We start from the raw sequence: 20515 nt of genomic DNA on the forward strand, positions 1-20515 counted from the left end.
GACAAAGGGCTCCATAAGGAGCCCTTTGCTTGTTACATCAACGACTTATCAGGCAAATGGATGACGCAGAACGATGGTTTCGTTGCGGTCCGGCCCCGTCGAAATAATGTCGATCGGCGCGCCGACCAACTCTTCGACGCGCTTGATGTAGTTGCGCGCGGCCACTGGCAGCTCTTCCAGGGTCTTGGCACCCACGGTGGACTCGGTCCAGCCTGGCATCTGCTCGTAAACCGGCTCCAGGCCGATGTAGCTGTCGGCGTCGGTCGGTGCGTCGATGACAGCGCCGTCCTGGTTCTTGTAACCCACGCAGATGTTGATGGTTTCCAGGCCGTCCAACACGTCCAGCTTGGTCAGGCAAAGGCCCGAGATGCTGTTGACGTCGATGGCGCGACGCAGGATGACGGCGTCGAACCAGCCGCAACGACGGGCACGACCGGTGGTTGCACCGAACTCGTGGCCACGCTTGGCCAGGAACGCACCGACGTCGTCGAACAGCTCAGTCGGGAACGGCCCCGAACCGACGCGGGTGGTGTAGGCCTTGGTGATGCCCAGGATGTAGTCCAGGTACATCGGGCCAAAACCCGAACCGGTGGCGATGCCGCCAGCGGTGGTGTTGGAGCTGGTGACGTACGGATAGGTGCCGTGGTCGATGTCCAGCAGCGAGCCCTGGGCACCTTCGAACATGATGTCCTTGCCGGCGCGGCGCAGCTCGTGCAGCTCGGCGGTGACGTCGAGCATCATCGGCTTGAGCAACTCGGCGTATTCCATGCACTCGTCCAGGGTCTTCTGGAAGTCGATGGCCGGCTCTTTGTAGTAATTGACCAGCACGAAGTTGTGGTAATCCAGCAACTCGCCCAGCTTGGCGGCGAAACGCTCACGGTGGAAGAGGTCACCGATCCGCAGGCCACGACGGGCCACCTTGTCTTCATAGGCCGGGCCGATGCCGCGGCCGGTGGTGCCGATTTTCAGCTCGCCACGGGCCTTTTCACGGGCCTGGTCCAGCGCAACGTGATAGGACAGGATCAGCGGGCAGGACGGGCTGATGCGCAGGCGCTCGCGCACCGGTACGCCTTTCTCTTCCAGCTTGATGATTTCCCGCAGCAGGGCGTCGGGCGCCACCACCACACCGTTGCCGATCAAGCACTGCACGCCTTCGCGCAGCACGCCCGATGGAATCAGGTGCAGAACGGTTTTTTCACCGTCGATCACCAGGGTGTGACCGGCGTTGTGGCCACCTTGGTAGCGCACTACGGCGGCAGCATGTTCGGTCAGCAGATCAACGATCTTGCCTTTGCCCTCATCACCCCACTGGGTGCCCAGGACTACGACATTCTTACCCATAACACTTGTCCTCATTCGCGCAAACTTGGTGCCGGCTCCAGGCCGGCAGGAAAACTCAAGAAGCCAGCGGCAATACTTGCCAAAGCCCGTTCTGCTGAATCAATTGCCGGTCGCAGTCCGCTTCACGGGCGGCGGCCAAAGGTTGCCCAGGCAAGGCCTGGACGACACGCTGACCCTCACTGCGCAACTGGCAGACCACCTGCCAGAGTGCCGCATCCGTACTGTCAGGCATCCAGATACCGCCGGACGGTAACTCGATTTCAGCACGCCCCAGGGTCACCAGGGTTTTCAAATCGGTAGAGAAGCCGGTCGCCGGACGGGCGCGACCGAAGTCGGCGCCGATGTCGTCGTAGCGACCGCCCTGGGCGATGGACTGACCAACGCCCGGTACAAACACTGCGAACACCACGCCAGTGTGATAGTGATAGCCGCGCAGCTCACCCAGGTCGAAATACAGCGGCAACTCAGGGAAACGCACCGACAGACGCTCGGCAATCGCCAACAGGTCGTCCAGCGCCGCCAACACCGGTGCCGGCGCGCCGGCCAAGCGTTCGCGGGCCGCGCCCAGCACTTCACGGCCGCCGCAAAGATCCACCAATGCCCGCAACATGCCGGACAGGTCGCTCGGCAGCCCTTCGGTCAGGCTGATGACTTCATCGATGGCCTTGCGCTGCAAGGCGTCGAACAACCGCTGCTCCACTTCACCGGACAAACCGGCCGCACGGGCCAGGCCACGGTAGATGCCGACATGGCCCAAGTCCATGTGGACATCCGGCACGTCGGCCAGTTGCAGCATGGCCAACATCAGGCTGATGACTTCCACGTCACTGACCGGGCTGGCGTCGCCATAGAGTTCGGCGCCCAACTGGATCGGGCTGCGCGAAGACGACAAGGCACGCGGCTGGGCATGCAGGACACTGCCGGCGTAGCACAGACGGCTCGGGCCTTCGCGGCGCAAGGTGTGGGCATCGATGCGTGCCACTTGTGGCGTGATGTCGGCCCGAAAGCCCATCTGCCGGCCCGATTGCGGGTCGATAACCTTGAAGGTGCGCAAATCCAGGTCCTGGCCCGCACCGGTCAGCAGGGATTCCAGGTACTCGATATGCGGGGTAACGACGAACTCGTAACCCCAACTCTGGAACAGATCCAACACCTGCCGACGCGCTACTTCGATACGCGCGGCTTCCGGTGGCAGTACTTCTTCGATGCCATCTGGCAGCAGCCAGCGGTCTACCGTTGCCATTACGCCATTCCCCTATGGTCCGGGCGGCCAGCTTTCGGGCTGGCCTTGAGTGAAGCAGAAAATGCCCGCGTCATGCGAAAAACCGCAAACAACGCGCAAGGGCGACGTGACGAATGGCCCTGGATCGGCCTCGCCAAGCACTTTCCTCGAAAAACCTGTCGGGTCATTCAACCCGACGCCTGCACCGTATAAACCACAATCGAACGCGCAGACGCAAAAAAGCCGGGAATTTCCCGGCTGCCGCATCATACACACGTTTTCCCAAAGGATCACCCCGCCCGACGTTTTAGCCGCCGGGCGGAGTGCTTCAGGTCAACGTCGCATCAAGGCTTGGCCTTTTCCAGGTAATGGAAAAAGTCACTGCTTGGGTCCAGGACCATGACGTCGGATTTGTTCGCGAAGCTTTCACGGTAGGCACGCAGGCTACGGTAGAACGCGTAGAACTCCTGGTCCTGGCCATAGGCCTTGGCGTAGATCGCAGCGGCCTGGGCATCACCATCACCACGGACCTCTTCCGATTCACGATAGGCTTCGGCCAGCAGCACGCGGCGTTGACGATCGGCGTCGGCACGGATGCCTTCGGCCAGCTCGTTACCCTTTGCACGGTGCTCGCGGGCTTCACGCTCACGCTCGGTACTCATGCGCTCGAACACGCTGCGGTTCACTTCCTTCGGCAGGTCGATGGCCTTGACACGCACGTCGACCACTTCGATACCCAGCTCTTTTTCCGCCATCGCGTTCAGCGAGCGGGTAATGTCTGCCATGAGCGCGTCGCGCTCACCGGACACCACTTCGTGCAGGGTACGTTTACCGAACTGGTCACGCAGGCCCGACTCCAGGCGACGGGACAAACGTTCGTCGGCGATCTGCTTGAGACCAGAGGTCGCGGTGTAGAAGCGCTCGGCATCCTTCACGCGCCACTTGGCGTAGGCATCGACCATCACGGCTTTCTTTTCCAGCGTCAGGAAGCGCTGCGTCGGTGCGTCCAACGTCATCAGGCGCGCATCGAACTTGCGCACCTTGTTAACGTACGGCACCTTCACATGCAGCCCTGGCTGGACATCAGCCTGGACCACGCGACCGAATTGCAGCAACACCGCGCGCTCGGTCTGAGCCACGATATAGAAGCAGTTCCAGGCAGCGATCGCCACGACGACGCCGACAATAAGGGCGATCAGCGATTTATTGCTCATCAGCGACTCTCCCTGGTACGTGCTTGCTGTTGCTGCAGGTCCGCCGCCGCGCGGGCATTGGCTTCATTGCTGGCGGCTGCCGCCGCGCCGGTTGGCGGTGTGCCGGTGTTGCGACCACTCTCGACCATCTTGTCCAGCGGCAGGTACAGCAGATTGCTCTGGCCGTCCTTGTTGCCGGTAACGAGGACCTTGCTGGTGTTGCTGAAGACTTCCTGCATGGTGTCCAGGTACAGGCGCTGGCGCGTGACTTCAGGCGCCTTGCGATACTCGGCTACCAGTTTGGTGAAGCGATCAGCCTCACCCTTGGCGCGGGAAACCACTTCGTCGCGATAACCGTTGGCATCTTCGATGATGCGCTGGGCCTGACCACGGGCTTCCGGCACAACGCCGTTGGCATAGGTTTCGGCCTGGTTGCGCGAGCGTTGCTCGTCCTCACGGGCGCGGATCACGTCGTCAAAGGCTTCCTGCACTTCGCGCGGTGCCGCTGCGCTCTGGACGTTGACCTGGGTGACCGTGATACCGGTGCGATAGGTATCGAGGAACCGTTGCAGGCGCTCCTTGATTTCGCTGGCCATCAGCTCACGACCTTCGGTCAGCACCTGGTCCATGGCGGTGGAACCCACCACGTGGCGCAGGGCGCTTTCAGTCGCGTGTTGCAGGCTGATCTCCGGCTGGTCGACGTTGAGCACGAAGTCCTGCAGGTTGGTGATCTTGTACTGCACGGTCAGCGGCACTTCGACGATGTTCTCGTCTTCGGTCAGCATCTGGCCCTGCTTGGAGTAGGCACGCTCGCGCGTGACGTTTTCCATGTACTTCTGGTCGATCGGCGGGAAATAGATGTTCAGGCCCGGGCCGACGGTTTCGTAGTATTTGCCGAAGCGCAGCACCACGGCCTGCTCCTGCTCGTCCACGACATACACCGCGCTGTACAGCCAGACAGCCGCGAGCACGACAAGGCCGATGCCGAGCAGGCCGAAACCGCCGCCCTTGCCCGGACGGCTGCCGCCATCGTCACCGCGTTTCCTACCACCACCGAACAAACCGTTCAGGCTGTCCTGCAGCTTGCGGAAGGCCTCGTCGAGATCCGGTGGTCCCTTGCGGTCGCCGTTGTTACGACGCTTGCCGCCCCAGGGATCCTGGTTATTCGAGTTGCCACCCGGCTCATTCCAAGCCATAGCGCTCTCCATCTGATAAAGCAAAGACGCACCCACGGCGCGCCGGCCAATGCTACAGAATGCCTGACACAGCTTTCTCAGGCTTTTATTGCAAAGTGTGTTGCTCGATGAATTCCATCGGCTGGAGCCCTTCTCGACTGACCAGCCGGTTCAGTTCCGACCGAGGCAGGCGAACGGCCAGCAGGCAGATGCCTTCTTCGTCGTGTTCTTCTTTCTGCACCGCCCCTAACTCGAAAAACTGCGCACGCAGCCGGGCAAAACGCTGCGGCAGCTTCAAGGTGCCCACAAACAGGTCATCGCCCAGCAGTTCCGCCACGGCCTGCTTGAGCAGGTCCAGGCCACTGCCATCACGGGCCGAAAGCCAGACCCGCTGCGGCTTTCCGTCAGCATCGCGCTGGATCTGCGGCTCCACGCCTTCGAGCAAATCGAGTTTGTTGTATACCTCGAGGATCGGCAAGTCCTGGGCCCCGATCTCTCCCAGCACCACCATGACCTGTTCGATCTGCAGCATCCGGTCCGGTTCGGCGGCATCGATCACGTGCAGCAGCAGGTCGGAGTTGCTCGACTCTTCGAGCGTAGCCCGGAAAGCCTCGACCAGCTTATGCGGCAAATGCCGGATGAAACCCACGGTATCGGCCAGCACGATGGGCCCGAGGTCGCTCAGGTCGAGCCGACGCAAGGTCGGGTCGAGCGTGGCGAACAACTGGTCGGCGGCATAGACATCGGATTGGGTGACGTTGTTGAACAGGGTTGATTTGCCGGCGTTGGTATAACCCACCAGTGAAACCGTCGGGATGTCGGCCCGCTTGCGGCCGCGCCGCGATTGCTCGCGCTGGCTGCGGACTTTCTCCAGCCGCCCTTTGATCTGGCGCAGGCGAACCCGCAGCAGGCGCCGGTCGGTTTCCAGCTGGGTTTCACCCGGGCCCCGCAGGCCGATACCGCCTTTCTGGCGCTCAAGGTGAGTCCAGCCGCGGACCAGCCGCGTGCTCATGTGCTCAAGCTGGGCCAGTTCGACCTGGAGCTTGCCTTCATGGGTACGCGCGCGTTGGGCGAAGATATCGAGAATCAGCCCGGTGCGGTCGATCACGCGGCACTCGAAGACACGTTCGAGGTTGCGTTCCTGACTGGGCGTGAGGATGTGATTGAAAATCACCAGATCGATGTGCTCGGCTTTGACCAGGTCGCGCAACTCCTCGACCTTGCCACTGCCGATCAGGAATTTGGCGGTTGGCCGATGACGCGGCACGTTGAAAAACGCGACGGTCTCGGCGCCGGCCGAAATTGCCAATTCCTGAAACTCCTGCGGATCTTCGCGCGCCTCAGGGTCCTGTCCTTCCAAGTGAACGAGAATGGTCCGCTCACCACCACCGTGGCGCTCAAAGAACAAAGGAGGCTCCTATCAAGCGTTACCCGGCTCAGCGTCACCGCCTTCGGATTCGGTTGCGCTAGGCAGACGAATCGGACGAACCGGCACCACTGTCGAGATAGCGTGTTTGTAGACCATCTGGCTGACGGTGTTCTTCAGCAGGATGACGAACTGGTCGAACGACTCGATCGTGCCTTGCAGTTTGATCCCGTTGACCAGATAGATGGACACCCCAACTTTCTCTTTACGTAAAGTGTTCAAGTAAGGGTCTTGTAGCGAATGCCCTTTTGACATGTGCCGCACTCCTTTAAGGATCAATTATAAAAATCGGAATTCAGATGGCTTGGGCCGTCACACCCCCAAGGATAGACGGCAATTGCAAGGACTCAGCTCAATATGGAGATGGTCCCGAGGTATTTCAAGGCGCGTGGCAGATTGTCGCAATCGAGGCTGTCAAGCCAATGCAAGTCAGTCCAGCTGCGCAGCCAGGTGAACTGGCGTTTCGCCAATTGGCGCGTGGCAATGATTCCACGCTCGCGCATCTCGGCTGACGTCAGCTTGCCGTCCAGGTAGTCCCAGACTTGTCGATAACCCACCGCACGTATAGACGGCAACCCGGCATGCAGGTCACTTCGCTCACGCAGGGCTACGACCTCGTCTATGAATCCCTGTTCCAACATTAATGTGAATCTTTGTTCAATTCGCCGATGCAGCACTTGCCGGTTCGCCGGAGCGATGGCCAGATTCGCGACAGTATAGGGCAATTGTTGCAGTCCCGAAGCGGCTGCTTCAGTACTTTGCGCAGATTGTCGCTGCCGCAGGGCCGTCATGCTCTGGCCGCTCACCCGATAAACCTCCAGGGCCCGGCTGAGCCGCTGCGGGTCGTTGGGGTGAATGCGCGCCGCCGATTCAGGATCGATCACCGCCAATTGTTCGTGAAGCGCTTGCCAGCCAAGGCGCGCAGCCTCTTCTTCGATCTGCGCGCGCACCTCGGGATCGGCCGCCGGCATGTCCGCCAGGCCATCGACCAGGGCTTTGTAGTACAGCATCGTACCGCCCACCAGCAGCGGAATCTTGCCTCGCGCAGTGATCTCGGCCATGGCCTGGAGCGCATCACGCCGAAAATCAGCCGCCGAATAGGCTTCGGCCGGGTCGAGGATGTCGATCAGCCGATGGGGATATTCAGCCAGCAACGCTTTCGACGGTTTGGCGGTGCCGATGTCCATGCCCCGGTAGACCAGCGCCGAATCGACGCTGATCAACTCGCAGGGCAAGACCTTGGTCAGTTCGATGGCCAGGTCGGTCTTGCCGGCGGCCGTCGGCCCCATCAGGAAAATCGCGGGTGGCAACTGGCTCATCAACGACCGCGCAGGAACAGTTTGTCCAGGTCGTCCAGGCCCAGTTGGGTCCAGGTCGGCCGGCCATGGTTGCATTGACCGCTGCGTTCGGTGTTTTCCATGTCCCGCAACAGGCCGTTCATTTCCGGCAAGGCCAGGCGCCGGTTGGCGCGGATCGCGCCGTGGCAGGCCATGGTGCCGAGCAATTCGTTCAAGTGCGCCTGGATCCGGTCGCTGGTGCCATATTCCATCAGGTCCGCCAGCACGTCGCTGACCAGGCGATTGGCCTCGGCCTGTTTCAACAAGGCCGGGATCTGCCGGATCGCCAGGGTTTCCGGGCCCAGGCGCTGTAGCTCGAAGCCCAGGCGCTGGAACCAGCTCATGTGCTCTTCAGCGCAATCGGCTTCGCGCTGGCTGACGGCCAGGGATTCGGGAACCAACAACGGTTGGCCGCTCAAGCCTTCGCTGGCCATGGCGATCTTCAATCGCTCGTACATGATCCGCTCGTGAGCGGCGTGCATATCCACCAGGACCAGGCCCTGGGCGTTTTCGGAAAGGATGTAGATGCCTTTTAGCTGGGCCAGGGCATAACCCAACGGCGGTATATCTCCCTGACCGTCGGGCAATGTCGCCGCAGCGGTTTCAGGCAGAGGCTTGAAGAACTCGCGATACGCGGCCTGGGCCTCGGCTGCCGGCACATTGGATTGTGGGCGCGGCGTGTATTGATACTGATAACCGCTGCCAGCGCCGCTTCCGCCTGTGGCGTAGGCTGGTTGGGGCTGGGGTTGCTCCAGCAGGGCATGGGCCGCCAGGCGCATTTCCCCCTGGGGGCCAAACTCGCCTGCCTCCAGCCCGGTCGGCCGGACCATGCCGGCCACGGCCGCCGGGGCCGCCAACTGATCTTCCGGCCGAACATCGCCCAGGGCTCGATGCAACGTGCCATAGAGGAAATCGTGGACCATGCGTCCATCACGGAAACGCACTTCGTGCTTGGTCGGGTGGACGTTGACGTCCACCACCGATGGGTCGACTTCGAAGAACAGCACGAAGGTGGGATGCCGACCATTGAACAGCACATCGCGGTAGGCCTGGCGCACCGCATGGGCCACCAATTTGTCGCGCACCGCACGGCCGTTCACGTAGAAATATTGCAGGTCCGCCTGGCTGCGGGAAAACGTTGGCAAGCCGACCCAACCCCACAGGTGCAAGCCATTGCGCTCCACCTCGATGGGCAAGGCCTGCTCCAGAAAACCCGCGCCACACACCGCGCCCACACGCCGGGCGCGAGCCGCATCATCGTTGGCCTCGTGCAGGCTGAGGATGGTCTTGCCGTTGTGGCGCAGGTGAAACGCCACGTCAAAACGTGCCAGGGCCAGGCGCTTGATGACTTCCTGCAAATGATCGAATTCGGTTTTCTCGGCCTTGAGGAACTTGCGCCGGGCCGGAGTATTGAAGAACAAGTCCCGTACTTCAACCGACGTGCCCACCGGATGAGCGGCGGGTTGCACATGGGAAGCCATGTCGCGGCCTTCGGTCTCGACCTGCCAGGCCTGATCGGCGTTTCGGGTGCGGGACGTGAGCGTCAGGCGCGACACCGAACTGATGGACGCCAGCGCCTCTCCACGAAACCCCAGGCTCATGACCCGTTCGAGGTCTTCCAGGTCACGAATCTTGCTGGTCGCGTGACGCGCCAGGGCCAGCGGCAGGTCATCGGCGGGAATGCCGCGACCGTCGTCGCGCACCCGCAACAGCTTGACCCCGCCCTGCTCGACATCGACGTCAATGCGCTTGGCCCCGGAGTCGAGACTGTTTTCCAGCAGCTCCTTGATGACCGACGCGGGGCGCTCGACCACTTCGCCGGCGGCGATCTGGTTCGCCAGCCGAGGGCTGAGCAGTTCGATGCGGGCGGTGCTGTCGATCACGTCATCGCTCATTGCTTGGCCGCCACTTCGTTGCCAGGAATGGTCAGGGTCTGCCCGATCTTCAGCTCGTCACTTTGCAGATTGTTGGCGCTGCGCAAGGTCGCGGGCGACACCTGGTAGCGCACGGCGATCATCGCTAGGGTTTCGCCCGGGTTGACTCGATGGTCGCGCGGGCCCTGGGCGATCTTGCCCGAATCGCGCAGCCAGGCGATGTAGGTGCCGGGCGGTGGATTCTGCTGGAAGAACTGCCGCACGCCACTGCTGATGGATCGGGCCAAGGCCTGCTGGTGGCTTGACGACGACAGCTTAGAGGCTTCGTTGGCGTTGGAAATGAACCCGGTTTCCACCAGGATCGACGGGATGTCCGGCGACTTGAGCACCATGAACCCGGCCTGCTCGACCCGCTGCTTGTGCAATGGCGTGACGCGGCCGATGTTGCTCAGCACTTTTTGGCCGACGTTCAGGCTGGAGGTCAACGAGGCGGTCATCGACAAGTCCAGCAACACACCGGCGAGCATCCGGTCCTTGTCGTCGAGGCTGACGTTGCCAGCACCGCCGATCAGGTCGGAACGGTTTTCACTGTCGGCCAGCCAGCGGGCGGTCTCGGAAGTGGCACCACGGTCGGACAAGGCAAATACCGAGGCGCCAAATGCAGCCTTGGAGGGTGCGGCGTCGGCATGGATCGAGACGAACAGGTCCGCGCCCTTCTTGCGGGCGATTTCCGTGCGTCCGCGCAGGGGAATGAAATAGTCGCCCGTGCGGGTCAGTTCGGCGCGGAAGCCTTTCATGCCGTTGACCTGGCGTTGCAGTTCGCGGGCGATGGACAGCACCACGTCCTTCTCACGCTGCCCGCGCGAACCCGAGGCGCCAGGGTCTTCGCCACCGTGGCCGGCGTCGATGACCACAATGATGTCGCGTTTGCCGGCCGGGGCCGGTGGCAGCTTGATCGCGGGTTCAGTGGGCGTGACCGGCACGGCGGGCACCGTGGCGACTTTGGTCGGCGGCGGCGGTGTCGGCGCGGCATCGGCCGGGTTATCGAACAGGTCCACCACCAGCCGGTTGCCGTACTGGGCGTTGGGCGCCAGGGTGAAGCTCTTCGGGGTCACCGCTTGTTTCAGGTCGACGACCACCCGCAGGTCGGTCGGCGTACGCTGGGCCGAGCGCATGGCGGTAATCGGAGTGTTGGCGGTGGGCACGTTCAGCGGCGCGCCCAAGGACGCGCCATTGATGTCGATCACCAGGCGATCCGGGGCGGTCAGGGTGAATACGCTGTGCTGCACCGGGCCTGTCAGGTCGAACACCAGCCGGGTATTGTCCGGCGCCCGCCAGAGGCGAACGCTGTTGACCTTTGTCTCAGCCACAGCATCGACGGCCAGTGCCGTAAGCAACAGTCCTACGACAGCAACCACCGCGCGAAAGCGCATACCAAACCCCATCATTTAATTAGTTTCCAAAGCCAAGGCGGCACACCACGACTCGCCACGCGAGCCTTGCGGTGTCAGTTTCAGCGAACGCCCGCCATTCTGCGCGCCAATGGTAATGGTCAGGTCCGGCTTTGGCAAAAAGCCTGCACCTTTCTGGGGCCATTCGATCAGGCACAAGGCGTCATCTTCGAAGTAATCACGGATGCCGAGGAACTCCAGCTCTTCGGGATCGACCAGCCGATACAGATCGAAATGAAACGCTCGGATGTCGCCGATCTCGTAGGGCTCGACCAGGGTGAAAGTAGGGCTCTTGACTGAGCCGACGTGCCCGAGACCACGGATGATGCCACGGGACAAGGTGGTTTTTCCCGCGCCGAGGTCGCCCTCGAGAAAGATCAAGCCATGCCCTGCGGTGATTTGCGCGATACGCGCGCCAAATTGTGTCATGGCTTGTTCGTCCGCCACGTACAGGGTTACTTCAGACACGGTGAATGCTCCTCCAACAACTGACGAATGGCCGGGATCAGATCGGTCGCCGCCAATCCCCGGCCCGAGCGACCGCACTGGACGCCCGCGCTGGCATGCAGCCAGACCGCCAGGCATGCGGCCTCGAACGCTTCCAGCCCCTGGGCCAGCAACGCGCCGACGACCCCGGCGAGCACATCCCCCAGGCCGGCGGTGCCCATGGCCGGGTGGCCTTGGGTACAAACCGCCAGGCGGCCGTCCGGGCTGGCGATCAAGCTGCCGGCCCCCTTGAGGATCACGGTAGCTGTGTATTTCTGGCTCAACGCGTGGGCCGCCGCCGAGCGGTCGGCCTGCACCTGAGCCGTGGATATCCCCAGCAATCGCGCCGCCTCGCCCGGATGCGGGGTAATGACGCAATGTTCGGGCAGGCTGACCGCGCCAAGGCTCAACAGATTCAGGGCATCGGCGTCCCACACCTGGGGCAGCGCAGCATTGGCCGCCGCCGACAGCAGGCTGCGTCCCCAGGCAGCCTGGCCCAAGCCCGGGCCGACCACCAGGACGTTGGCCTGCTTGAGCAAGCCCATCAATTGATTGGCCGAATGAGTGCCCTGCACCATCACCTCAGGCAAACGGACCAGCGCCGAGGCGACGTGCTCGCTGCGGGTGGCCATCGAAACCATGCCCGCGCCGCAGCGCAGCGCACTTTCGGCGCTCATCTGGATCGCGCCGCCGAAACCCCGGTCGCCGCCGATCAACAGCACGTGACCGAACTTGCCTTTGTGGGACGTGGGCGGGCGAGGCGTCAGGCGCGGCAGATTAACAGGCAGGAGCAGGCGGGCACTGGAAGGCGCCGACTCAACAATGTCAGGGTCGGCGTGCAGGTCGTTGAACACCAACTCACCGACTCGATCCGCCGCATCTCCGGTGAACAAGCCAAGCTTCAAGCCGATGAACGTCACGGTCAGGTCAGCCGCCACGGCGGTCCCGAGCACTCGGCCGGTGTCCGCACACAGCCCCGACGGTATATCCACCGCCGCGACCGGCAAACCGCTGACATTGATCGTATCGATCGCCCGGATATAAGGCTCGCGCACTTCGCCGGTGGTCCCGGTGCCGAGCAGCGCGTCGAGCAGCACTCCCCGCAGCTCGCTATCGTCCGACCAAGGCTCCACCGGCACACCCACGGCCACGGCCTCTGCATGGGCATTGGCGGCATCACCCAACAGGCGCCGGGGCTCGCCCACGGCCAGGACCCGTACCGACCAACCGGCTCGGCGAGCCAGGGCAGCGACCAGGTAGCCATCGCCGGCGTTGTTGCCATGCCCGGCCAGCACGGTCAATTCAGTGCTTTGCGGCCAACGTCGCACGATTGCTCGCCACGTGGCGCGGGCGGCACGCTGCATCAGTTCGAAGCCGCTGGTGCCTGCCGCGATCAGCTGTGCATCCAAGGCCCGGACCTGCGCGGCGCTGTACAGCGCGTCGGGAAAATCATCTTTAGTCTGCGGCATGCGTCTTCGGGCTCCGATGTCTGGCAGAATTATACGCATCTCAGCTCCGGTTTCTCTCGCCTCATGCCTGCCATTCCCACAGACCTTGCCACCCTCGCCCAATCCATCAAGGAATGGGGTCGCGAGCTGGGCTTCCAGCAGGTCGGCATCAGCGGCCTGGATCTGGCCGAGCATGAACAACATCTGCAACGCTGGCTCGAGGCCGGCTACCACGGCGAAATGGACTACATGGGCGCCCATGGCAGCAAACGCTCGCACCCAGAAGAACTGGTGCCCGGCACGCTGCGGGTGGTGTCGCTACGCATGGATTACCTGGCGGGCGACACCCAAATGGCCCAATTACTTGGCGAACCGGAAAAAGCCTACGTTTCGCGTTATGCGTTGGGCCGCGATTACCACAAATTGATCCGTAAGCGCGTGCAGCAACTGGCGGAAAAAATCCAAGAGGCCATCGGCCCCTTCGGCTATCGCGCCTTCGTCGACAGCGCGCCGGTGCTGGAAAAAGCCATTGCCGAACAGGCCGGCCTGGGTTGGATCGGCAAGAACACCCTGGTCCTGAACCGCAAGGCCGGCAGTTATTTTTTCCTGAGCGAGCTTTTTGTCGACCTGCCTTTACCGGTGGACCCGCCCCACGGCACCGAGCATTGTGGGAAATGCACCGCTTGCCTGGACATCTGTCCGACCAATGCCTTCGTCGGCCCTTATGTACTGGATGCCCGACGGTGCATTTCATACCTCACTATCGAGTTGAAGAACGCCATTCCGGAGGATCTGCGGCCCTTGATCGGCAACCGGGTGTTCGGTTGCGATGACTGCCAGATCGTTTGTCCATGGAACCGCTTCGCCCGGCCATCCGGCGAAAGCGACTTCAAGCCACGGCACAACCTGGACAACGCCGGGCTGGCGGAGCTGTTCATGTGGGACGAGGAAAAATTCCTCAGCAGTACCGAAGGTTCACCGTTGCGCCGTGCTGGGTACGAACGTTGGCTGCGCAATCTGGCGGTGGGCCTGGGCAACGCGCCGTCAACGATTCCCGTGCTGCAAGCGCTGGAGGCGCGGCGCGATTATCCGTCGGAACTGGTGCGCGAACACGTGGAATGGGCGCTGCGCCAGCACGCCACGCGTCAGACTTCGTCGTTGTAGACGAATTTAGGCATTTCCCAGTGAAAACGAATCGCCAGGAGCCGCAGCAGAAAACCGCCAAACAATGTGATGAGGATCGACTGCTCGCTGGGCAATTGCAGGTAGACGCATAACAAATAGCACCATGCGGCGGCAAACGAGACGCTGGCGTAGAGCTCGCGACGGAAGATCAGCGGAATATCGTTACAGAAGATATCCCGCAGGATGCCGCCAAATACCCCCGTGATCACGCCGCTCACCGAGGCGACCAACATGCCATGGCCCATTTCCAGCGCAGTCATGCAGCCAATCAGCGTAAATGCCACCAACCCCACGGCATCGAGCACCAAAAATAGCGAGCGCAGGTGACGCATCCAGCGCGCCAGGAACACCGTGAGCATCGCAGCCGCGGTGGTGAGCACCAGGTATTCCGGATGCTTGACCCATGTGAGCGGGTAGTGACCGAGCAACACGTCGCGCACCGAGCCACCACCCAGCGCCGTGATGCAGGCGATCAGCACCACACCAAACCAGTCCATGCCACGCCGCCCGGCGGATAGCGCGCCGGTCATGGCTTCGGCGGTAATGGCGATCAGATACAGCATCAGCAACATGGTGGCGGTCCTTGCGGGAAGGCGCGCAGTCTAGCCAGTTTGGGCGGGCACCAAAAGAGGGCAAGATCCTCCGGCTGCCGGAGCGTGGCGAGGGGATTTATCCCCGCTGGGCTGCAAAGCAGCCCCAAATACAACCAACACCGACCGGCCTGACACAACCATACATCAGGTCAAGGGGCTGCTCCGCAGCCCAACGGGGATAAATCCCCTCGCCACAAAAGCTTGCCCGCCAATCGCTTGGGGTTGGCTCAGAACTTTATGAAGTGCTTGCGGTAATGCTTCAGCTCGGCGATGGATTCGCGGATGTCGTCCAGGGCCAGGTGCGTACTGCCTTTCTGGAAACTGTCGCGCACTTCGGGAGCCCAGCGAGCGGCTAGTTCCTTGAGCGTGGAGACGTCAAGGTTGCGGTAATGGAAATAGCTTTCCAGGGATTTCATGTGGGTGTACAGGAAGCGACGGTCCTGGCAGATGCTGTTGCCGCAGATCGGCGACTTGCCCCTCGGCACCCATTGCTCGAGGAAAGCGATGGTCTGGGCTTCAGCCTCGGCCATGCTGATCTTGCTCTCGCGCACCCGTTGGGTCAGGCCCGAGCCGCCGTGTTGGCGGGTGTTCCACTCGTCCATGCCGGCCAGGATCTCGTCACTGTGATGGATCGCGATCACCGGCCCTTCGGCCAAGGTATTGAGATCGCTGTCGGTGACGATGGTGGCCATTTCGATGATGACGTCGGTGTCAGGGTTCAGACCGGTCATTTCCAGGTCGATCCAGATCAGGTTCTGCGGGTTTTGCAGGTTTTGCATGGGGGAGCTCCTCGGCTTAGCTGCGCAGTTTAGCTTAGGCAGCCCCTTGGGCGTGCTAAACTCGCCGCCGTTTTAAACCAATCGATGTATTTCTTCATACGGAACACCCATGGCCAAACGCCAACTCAATCGTCGTCAGAACTGGCGCATCGAAAAGATCCAGGGCGAGCGTGCCGCCCGTGCCGCCAAGCGCGAATCCAGCGCTGTCGAAGCCTTGGAAGGCGGCGACCTGGGCCCCGAGCAGACCGGCCTGGTGATCGCTCACTTCGGTGTGCAGGTCGAGGTCGAGGCCCAGGAAGGCGAACTGGCCGGCCAGGTGTTCCGCTGCCACCTGCGCGCCAACCTGCCAGCGCTGGTGACCGGCGACCAAGTGGTCTGGCGTGCCGGCAACCAGGGCATCGGCGTGATCGTCGCGCAACTGCCCCGGCACACCGAGCTGTGCCGTCCCGACAGCCGGGGCCAACTCAAGCCAGTGGCCGCCAACGTCGACATGATCGTCATCGTGTTCGCTCCGTTGCCCGAGCCCCACGCCAACCTGATCGACCGTTACCTGGTAGCGGCCGAACACGCCGGCATCCGTCCGCTGCTGCTGCTCAACAAGTTCGACCTGATCGATGAGCACAACGCCCCGGCGCTGAACGCACTGCTGTCGGTCTATCGGGACCTGGGTTACCCAGTGTTGGAGGTCTCGGCCCATCACGGCAACGGCATGGAACAATTGCAGCGGCAACTGGACGGACGCATCAGCGTGTTCGTCGGCCAGTCCGGCGTCGGCAAGTCTTCGTTGGTCAACAGCCTGCTGCCGGAGGTCGAGACCCGCGTCGGGCCGTTGTCCGAGCTGTCCGGCCAGGGCACGCACACCACAACCACCGCGCGGCTGTTCCACTTTCCCGGCGGCGGCGAACTGATCGACTCGCCGGGCATCCGCGAATTCGGCCTGGGCCACGTCAGCCGGGCGGATGTCGAAGCCGGCTTCATCGAATTCAACGAGCTGATCGGCACCTGCCGCTTCCGCGACTGCAAGCATGATCGCGAACCCGGGTGCGCCTTGCTCAAGGCACTGGAAGAAGGCCGCGTGCACCAGCAACGAATGAACAGTTACCGCTCGATCATTGCCAGCCTGCCGGAGAGCAGTTACTGACAGCTGATCACTATGGTGACGAGTCTCAAGTAAACCGATACCCACAAAAAAGCCGACAATGATGTCGGCTTTTTTGTGGATCACTGCGCCGGCGGCTCGGCCGGTTTCGGTGCGGCGTCGTCGAACAGGTTCAGGCGTTCGCGCAACTCGTGGGCCGGCACCGGCTGCTGGTCCGCCGGCAAGGCGTTCGGATCGACCGCTGCACCTGGCGCGGCCGGTGGCACCGACACTTCACCTGGCGCGCCCTCGCCTTGGGCCGAACCGGGCACCGAATCGGGCACCGAATCGTCTGCTTGTGAACCCTCGATGGCTTTTTGGGCCTTCTTGGTCAACACCACGATATCGATACGCCGGTTGACCGGATTGAAAGGGTCTTGGCGATCGAACAGTGCCGAAGACGCATAACCGACCACCCGCGCCACTTGCTCATCCGGATAGCTGCCCGCCACCAGGGCGCGACGTGCCGCGTTGGCGCGGTTGGCCGAGAGTTCCCAGTTACCGAAATCGCCTTTGCCCACGTACGGCTTGGCATCGGTATGGCCGCTGATACTGATCTTGTTCGGCACCGCCTTGATGGTGTCGGCCATGGCCAGCAGGATGTCTTCGAAATACGGCTTGAGCCGCGCGCTGCCAGAGTCGAACATCGGCCGGTTATCGGCGTCCATGATCTGGATGCGCAGGCCGTTCGGCGTGATCTCGAACAGGATCTGGTCCTTGAACTTCTGCAATTCGGGATTTTCTTCGACCTTGTTCTGCAACTCTTGCAGGAGCAATTCCAGGCGCTCGCGCTCGACCTGCTCGGCCATGCCCTCGGCCTCATTGGCGTCGACGGTCGCCTTGTCGGGCTGGGGCTGGGATTTGACCTCGGGGTTGAGGGTATTTTCCGGTGCCAGGACAGGCGAGCCGCCCAGATCGATGATGTACGGCGTGCCGCTCTCGGAAAAACCCACCGGGTCCTTGAAGTAACCGGCGATCGCGATCTTCTGTTCCGGCGTCGCCGTGGACAGCAGCCACAGCACCAGGAAGAACGCCATCATCGCCGTGGCAAAGTCAGCGAAAGCGATTTTCCAGGCGCCGCCGTGATGCCCGCCAGCTATGCGCTTGACGCGCTTGACGATGATCGGTTGGTTATTCTCCATAACGAGTGCTCTGCTTCACAAATACTGTTCCATTTTGACGGTGCCTGTTGCTGCCATACTGTGTTGCCGCTCCTCGCCATAGCGGGCTATGACTCGTCGCGGCGCCTTGTCTGGCAGCAACAGTCACTCGCCAAAAAAGGAACGTATCTGCAAAGCAGAGCACTATCGACCGCGAACCGCTTGTTCCAGCTCGGCAAAGCTTGGACGGTGCGCCGGATACAGGACCTTGCGGCCGAACTCCACCGCCAGGGACGGTGGCATGCCCGAGGCCGAGGCCACCAGGGAAGCCTTGATGGCTTCATAGACATTGAGTTCTTCCTTGGCGTCATGGGCCAGGGAGTGGGCCAGCGGGCCGAAGAAACCGTACGCGGCCAAAATACCGAAGAAGGTACCCACCAGTGCCGCACCCACGTGCAGGCCGATGGAAGCCTGGTCGCCTTCACCCAGGGACGCCATGGTCACCACGATACCCAATACCGCCGCAACGATACCGAAGCCGGGCATGCCGTCGGCGATGCCGTTGACTGCGTGGGATGGGTGCTCCAGGTCTTCCTTGAGGCTGTACAGCTCCATGTCGAACAAGCCTTCCAGCTCATGGGGCGCCATGTTGCCGGACGACATGATGCGCAGGTAATCGCAGATGAACGCGGTCATGCGCTCGTCTTTCAGCACCGAAGGGTACTTGGCGAAGATCGGGCTGGCGGCGGCGTCTTCGATGTCGCCCTCGATCGCCATCATGCCTTCGCGGCGACTCTTGTTGAGGATCTCGTAGACCAGCCCCAGCACCTCAAGATAGAAGGTATGGCTGAAGCGCGAGCCGAACATGCTCAAGGATTTCTTGAGCACATGCATGGTCATATAGCCAGGGTTCGCCTGGAGGAATGCGCCAAGAGCCGCACCGCCGATGATCATCACCTCGAACGGTTGGATCAGCGCAGCGATCTTGCCATGGGAAAGCACGTATCCGCCGAGCACGCTCGCGAACACGACAATGATGCCGATAATTTTAGCCATAGGTAGAAAGTACTTATTTAAGTCGGGTTCAAGGTCATATTCGGAAGCTGAAAAATCTCTTCTTCTACTTATCGGCAAAACTGCGCCAGACTATAGCCAGTTCCGGCGAAAAGCCAATTTGCCCCGTTCCGGGCGTAGATACCTCATGCGAAGATCACGTCCAACCATGGCTAACGAAACGAACGTTCCAACTCCAAGACCGACCACGATCGAAGGCTGGGTAAAGCTGCTCGAAGGCGTCCATTTGCCGGTGCCCCAGGCCAGTCATGACCTGGTCTGCAAGGCCATTTCCGACAGCCGCCGCTCGTTGCGCGACATCGCCGAATTGATGCAGGACAGCCCCGCGCTGGCCCTGAGCGTCATCCGCGAAGCCAACCATCACACCCACGGCAGCCTGGCGGAGCCGGCTGAAAACCTCGAAGTGGCGATCAACCGCCTCGGCCTCAAGCGCACCGAGGAATTGCTCGCGCGCCTGCCTTCGCTACCGGCGCACCAGATACCGGTCGCCCTGCGCCAGTTGCAATTGATCAGCCAGCACGCCACACAACAGGCCAATGGTTTTTTCGCCAGCCGCCTGGCGCGGCTGTGGCAGGACATCCACTGGGGCAGCCTGTTGTTCCTGTCGCCGCTCTGGCCCTTGGCCCTGACCCATCCACGCCTGCTGGCGGAATGGGAGCTGCGGGTCGTCCATAAACGCCAGCCGGCCAGACAGGTCGAGCGCGAACTGTTCGGCGTCAGCCTGCTGAACATCTGCCTCGCGCTGGTGGAGGCGTGGCGCCTGCCCATCTGGGTGGCGCAAGGCTATCGCCTGCTGCTGAATGAACGCCGCGAACTGATGAAAGTGCTGCGCATCGCCCGCGACAGCGAACATCCGCTACGCCAGCAGAATCGCCTGGACGACGACCCGACGCTGCGGCGCTGGCTCAATCAACCCGCCAATACAGTGCTGCTGGCCAATGGTCTGGCACTGTCGGCGCAAGAGGCCTGGGAAAGCCCGCACAGCGCTCGCTGGCAATACCTCACCAGCCTGTATCTGCAGATGCAGATGGACGAACTTCAGCAGCAACTGCACCAACAAGCCGCCAACAGTGCTCGCCAGCACACCATGCCGGACCTCTGGCACCCCGCCGTGGCACTGGTCTGGCCCCCGGGCAGCCGCCGCGTGCATCCCGGCTTGTTGCCCGCCGCCCCGCCCAGCGCCCAGGACCTGTCCCAATGGCGCAAGCAATGCGCCGCGCTGCTGGTGGAACCGAGCCCTTTCAGCAACGCCATGCACCTGACCACTTCGGCGCGAGATACCCTGGTGGCGTGCGGCATGCGCCGGGTGATGATTTTAATGCCCGATCGCAGCCAGACCAGCGTTCGTGTGCATCAGACCGCCGGCCTGCCCAAGGAAGCGGCGGCGATGAGCTTCTCCATCAGCCAAAGCAAGGTCTTGCAGCGACTACTGGCTCAACAGGCCCAGGTTCGCCTGACTCCAGAGAACAACGCCCAGTTCTCCGCCTTGCTGCCTCCGGGCCTTCGCGCCCTGTTCCGAGGCGAGCACCTGCTGTTGCGCTCACTGACGTGTAATGGACGGGTGATCATGCTAGTGGTCGCGGACCAGGGTGGCGGTCCGTTCTCGGACGTGACCGTTCAGGCTTTCGGCAAAACCGTGCAATGCATCGAAAGGGCCCTGCACAGCTTTACCAACCGTGGCCGCTGAACTTGC

The 20515-nt window shown here is 62.2% G+C and carries 18 protein-coding genes; 3 read left to right on the top strand and 15 right to left on the bottom strand.

What is annotated here, in order from left to right:
• Positions 1 to 48 precede the first annotated feature (48 nt).
• The 11 genes from M1D68_RS22700 to M1D68_RS22750 form a co-directional block, all read right to left on the bottom strand.
• Positions 49 to 1341 carry an adenylosuccinate synthase gene (locus M1D68_RS22700; protein WP_003186407.1) on the bottom strand — a complete coding sequence of 431 codons (1293 nt, stop codon included), beginning with the start codon at positions 1339 to 1341 and terminating at the stop codon, positions 49 to 51.
• Positions 1342 to 1396: 55 nt separating this feature from the next.
• On the bottom strand, positions 1397 to 2584 hold the full coding sequence (locus tag M1D68_RS22705) for an ATP phosphoribosyltransferase regulatory subunit (protein ID WP_457968437.1): 1188 nt from the start codon (positions 2582 to 2584) through the stop codon (positions 1397 to 1399).
• A 323-nt stretch (positions 2585 to 2907) separates the two neighbouring features.
• Complete coding sequence (gene hflC / locus M1D68_RS22710) at positions 2908 to 3777, bottom strand: protease modulator HflC (RefSeq protein WP_420766191.1); 870 nt, start codon at positions 3775 to 3777, stop codon at positions 2908 to 2910.
• Positions 3777 to 4952, bottom strand: coding sequence for an FtsH protease activity modulator HflK (gene hflK / locus M1D68_RS22715; protein ID WP_420766190.1), 1176 nt, complete (start codon positions 4950 to 4952; stop codon positions 3777 to 3779). The genes hflC and hflK overlap by 1 nt, the downstream gene beginning before the upstream one ends.
• A gap of 85 nt (positions 4953 to 5037) precedes the next feature.
• Positions 5038 to 6339: a ribosome rescue GTPase HflX gene (gene hflX / locus M1D68_RS22720; protein WP_420766189.1), complete on the bottom strand. Its 1302-nt coding sequence runs from the start codon at positions 6337 to 6339 to the stop codon at positions 5038 to 5040.
• A gap of 12 nt (positions 6340 to 6351) precedes the next feature.
• Positions 6352 to 6612: an RNA chaperone Hfq gene (hfq, locus tag M1D68_RS22725; protein ID WP_003186419.1), complete on the bottom strand. Its 261-nt coding sequence runs from the start codon at positions 6610 to 6612 to the stop codon at positions 6352 to 6354.
• Between the two features lie 92 nt (positions 6613 to 6704).
• A complete protein-coding gene (miaA, locus tag M1D68_RS22730) occupies positions 6705 to 7676 on the bottom strand; it encodes a tRNA (adenosine(37)-N6)-dimethylallyltransferase MiaA (RefSeq protein ID WP_420766188.1) in 972 nt (323 codons plus the stop codon).
• Complete coding sequence (mutL, locus tag M1D68_RS22735) at positions 7676 to 9589, bottom strand: DNA mismatch repair endonuclease MutL (RefSeq protein WP_457968440.1); 1914 nt, start codon at positions 9587 to 9589, stop codon at positions 7676 to 7678. Before mutL ends, miaA begins: the two co-directional genes overlap by 1 nt.
• Positions 9586 to 11016: an N-acetylmuramoyl-L-alanine amidase gene (locus M1D68_RS22740; RefSeq protein WP_434560970.1), complete on the bottom strand. Its 1431-nt coding sequence runs from the start codon at positions 11014 to 11016 to the stop codon at positions 9586 to 9588. The genes mutL and M1D68_RS22740 overlap by 4 nt, the downstream gene beginning before the upstream one ends.
• On the bottom strand, positions 11017 to 11487 hold the full coding sequence (gene tsaE, locus M1D68_RS22745; RefSeq protein ID WP_305482479.1) for a tRNA (adenosine(37)-N6)-threonylcarbamoyltransferase complex ATPase subunit type 1 TsaE: 471 nt from the start codon (positions 11485 to 11487) through the stop codon (positions 11017 to 11019). It abuts the gene before it with no gap.
• A complete protein-coding gene (locus tag M1D68_RS22750) occupies positions 11475 to 12974 on the bottom strand; it encodes an NAD(P)H-hydrate dehydratase (RefSeq protein ID WP_457968441.1) in 1500 nt (499 codons plus the stop codon). Before M1D68_RS22750 ends, tsaE begins: the two co-directional genes overlap by 13 nt.
• Before the next feature lie 63 nt (positions 12975 to 13037).
• On the opposite strand from M1D68_RS22750, the gene queG reads away from it, so the two are divergent.
• A complete protein-coding gene (gene queG, locus M1D68_RS22755) occupies positions 13038 to 14117 on the top strand; it encodes a tRNA epoxyqueuosine(34) reductase QueG (protein ID WP_420766183.1) in 1080 nt (359 codons plus the stop codon).
• Here the strand turns inward: queG and M1D68_RS22760 are convergent.
• Both M1D68_RS22760 and orn read right to left on the bottom strand, forming a co-directional pair.
• Complete coding sequence (locus tag M1D68_RS22760; protein ID WP_420766182.1) at positions 14099 to 14710, bottom strand: trimeric intracellular cation channel family protein; 612 nt, start codon at positions 14708 to 14710, stop codon at positions 14099 to 14101. The two genes, queG and M1D68_RS22760, sit on opposite strands and share 19 nt — an antisense overlap.
• 248 nt (positions 14711 to 14958) lie before the next feature.
• Positions 14959 to 15501, bottom strand: coding sequence for an oligoribonuclease (orn, locus tag M1D68_RS22765; protein ID WP_420766315.1), 543 nt, complete (start codon positions 15499 to 15501; stop codon positions 14959 to 14961).
• A gap of 118 nt (positions 15502 to 15619) precedes the next feature.
• On the opposite strand from orn, the gene rsgA reads away from it, so the two are divergent.
• A complete protein-coding gene (gene rsgA, locus M1D68_RS22770) occupies positions 15620 to 16651 on the top strand; it encodes a small ribosomal subunit biogenesis GTPase RsgA (protein WP_053117887.1) in 1032 nt (343 codons plus the stop codon).
• 80 nt (positions 16652 to 16731) lie between these two features.
• On the opposite strand, the gene motB is transcribed toward rsgA, so the two are convergent.
• Together motB and motA are read right to left on the bottom strand one after the other, a co-directional pair.
• Positions 16732 to 17790: a flagellar motor protein MotB gene (motB, locus tag M1D68_RS22775; protein WP_420766181.1), complete on the bottom strand. Its 1059-nt coding sequence runs from the start codon at positions 17788 to 17790 to the stop codon at positions 16732 to 16734.
• Between the two features lie 162 nt (positions 17791 to 17952).
• On the bottom strand, positions 17953 to 18804 hold the full coding sequence (gene motA, locus M1D68_RS22780) for a flagellar motor stator protein MotA (RefSeq protein WP_198797221.1): 852 nt from the start codon (positions 18802 to 18804) through the stop codon (positions 17953 to 17955).
• A 166-nt stretch (positions 18805 to 18970) separates the two neighbouring features.
• Here motA and M1D68_RS22785 point away from each other — a divergent pair, with 166 nt between their 5' ends.
• The gene (locus M1D68_RS22785; RefSeq protein WP_457968444.1) at positions 18971 to 20509 is read left to right on the top strand and encodes an HDOD domain-containing protein; all 1539 of its coding nucleotides are present in this window, start codon (positions 18971 to 18973) and stop codon (positions 20507 to 20509) included.
• Positions 20510 to 20515 lie beyond the last annotated feature (6 nt).

This window comes from Pseudomonas sp. R4-84, assembly GCF_054130985.1.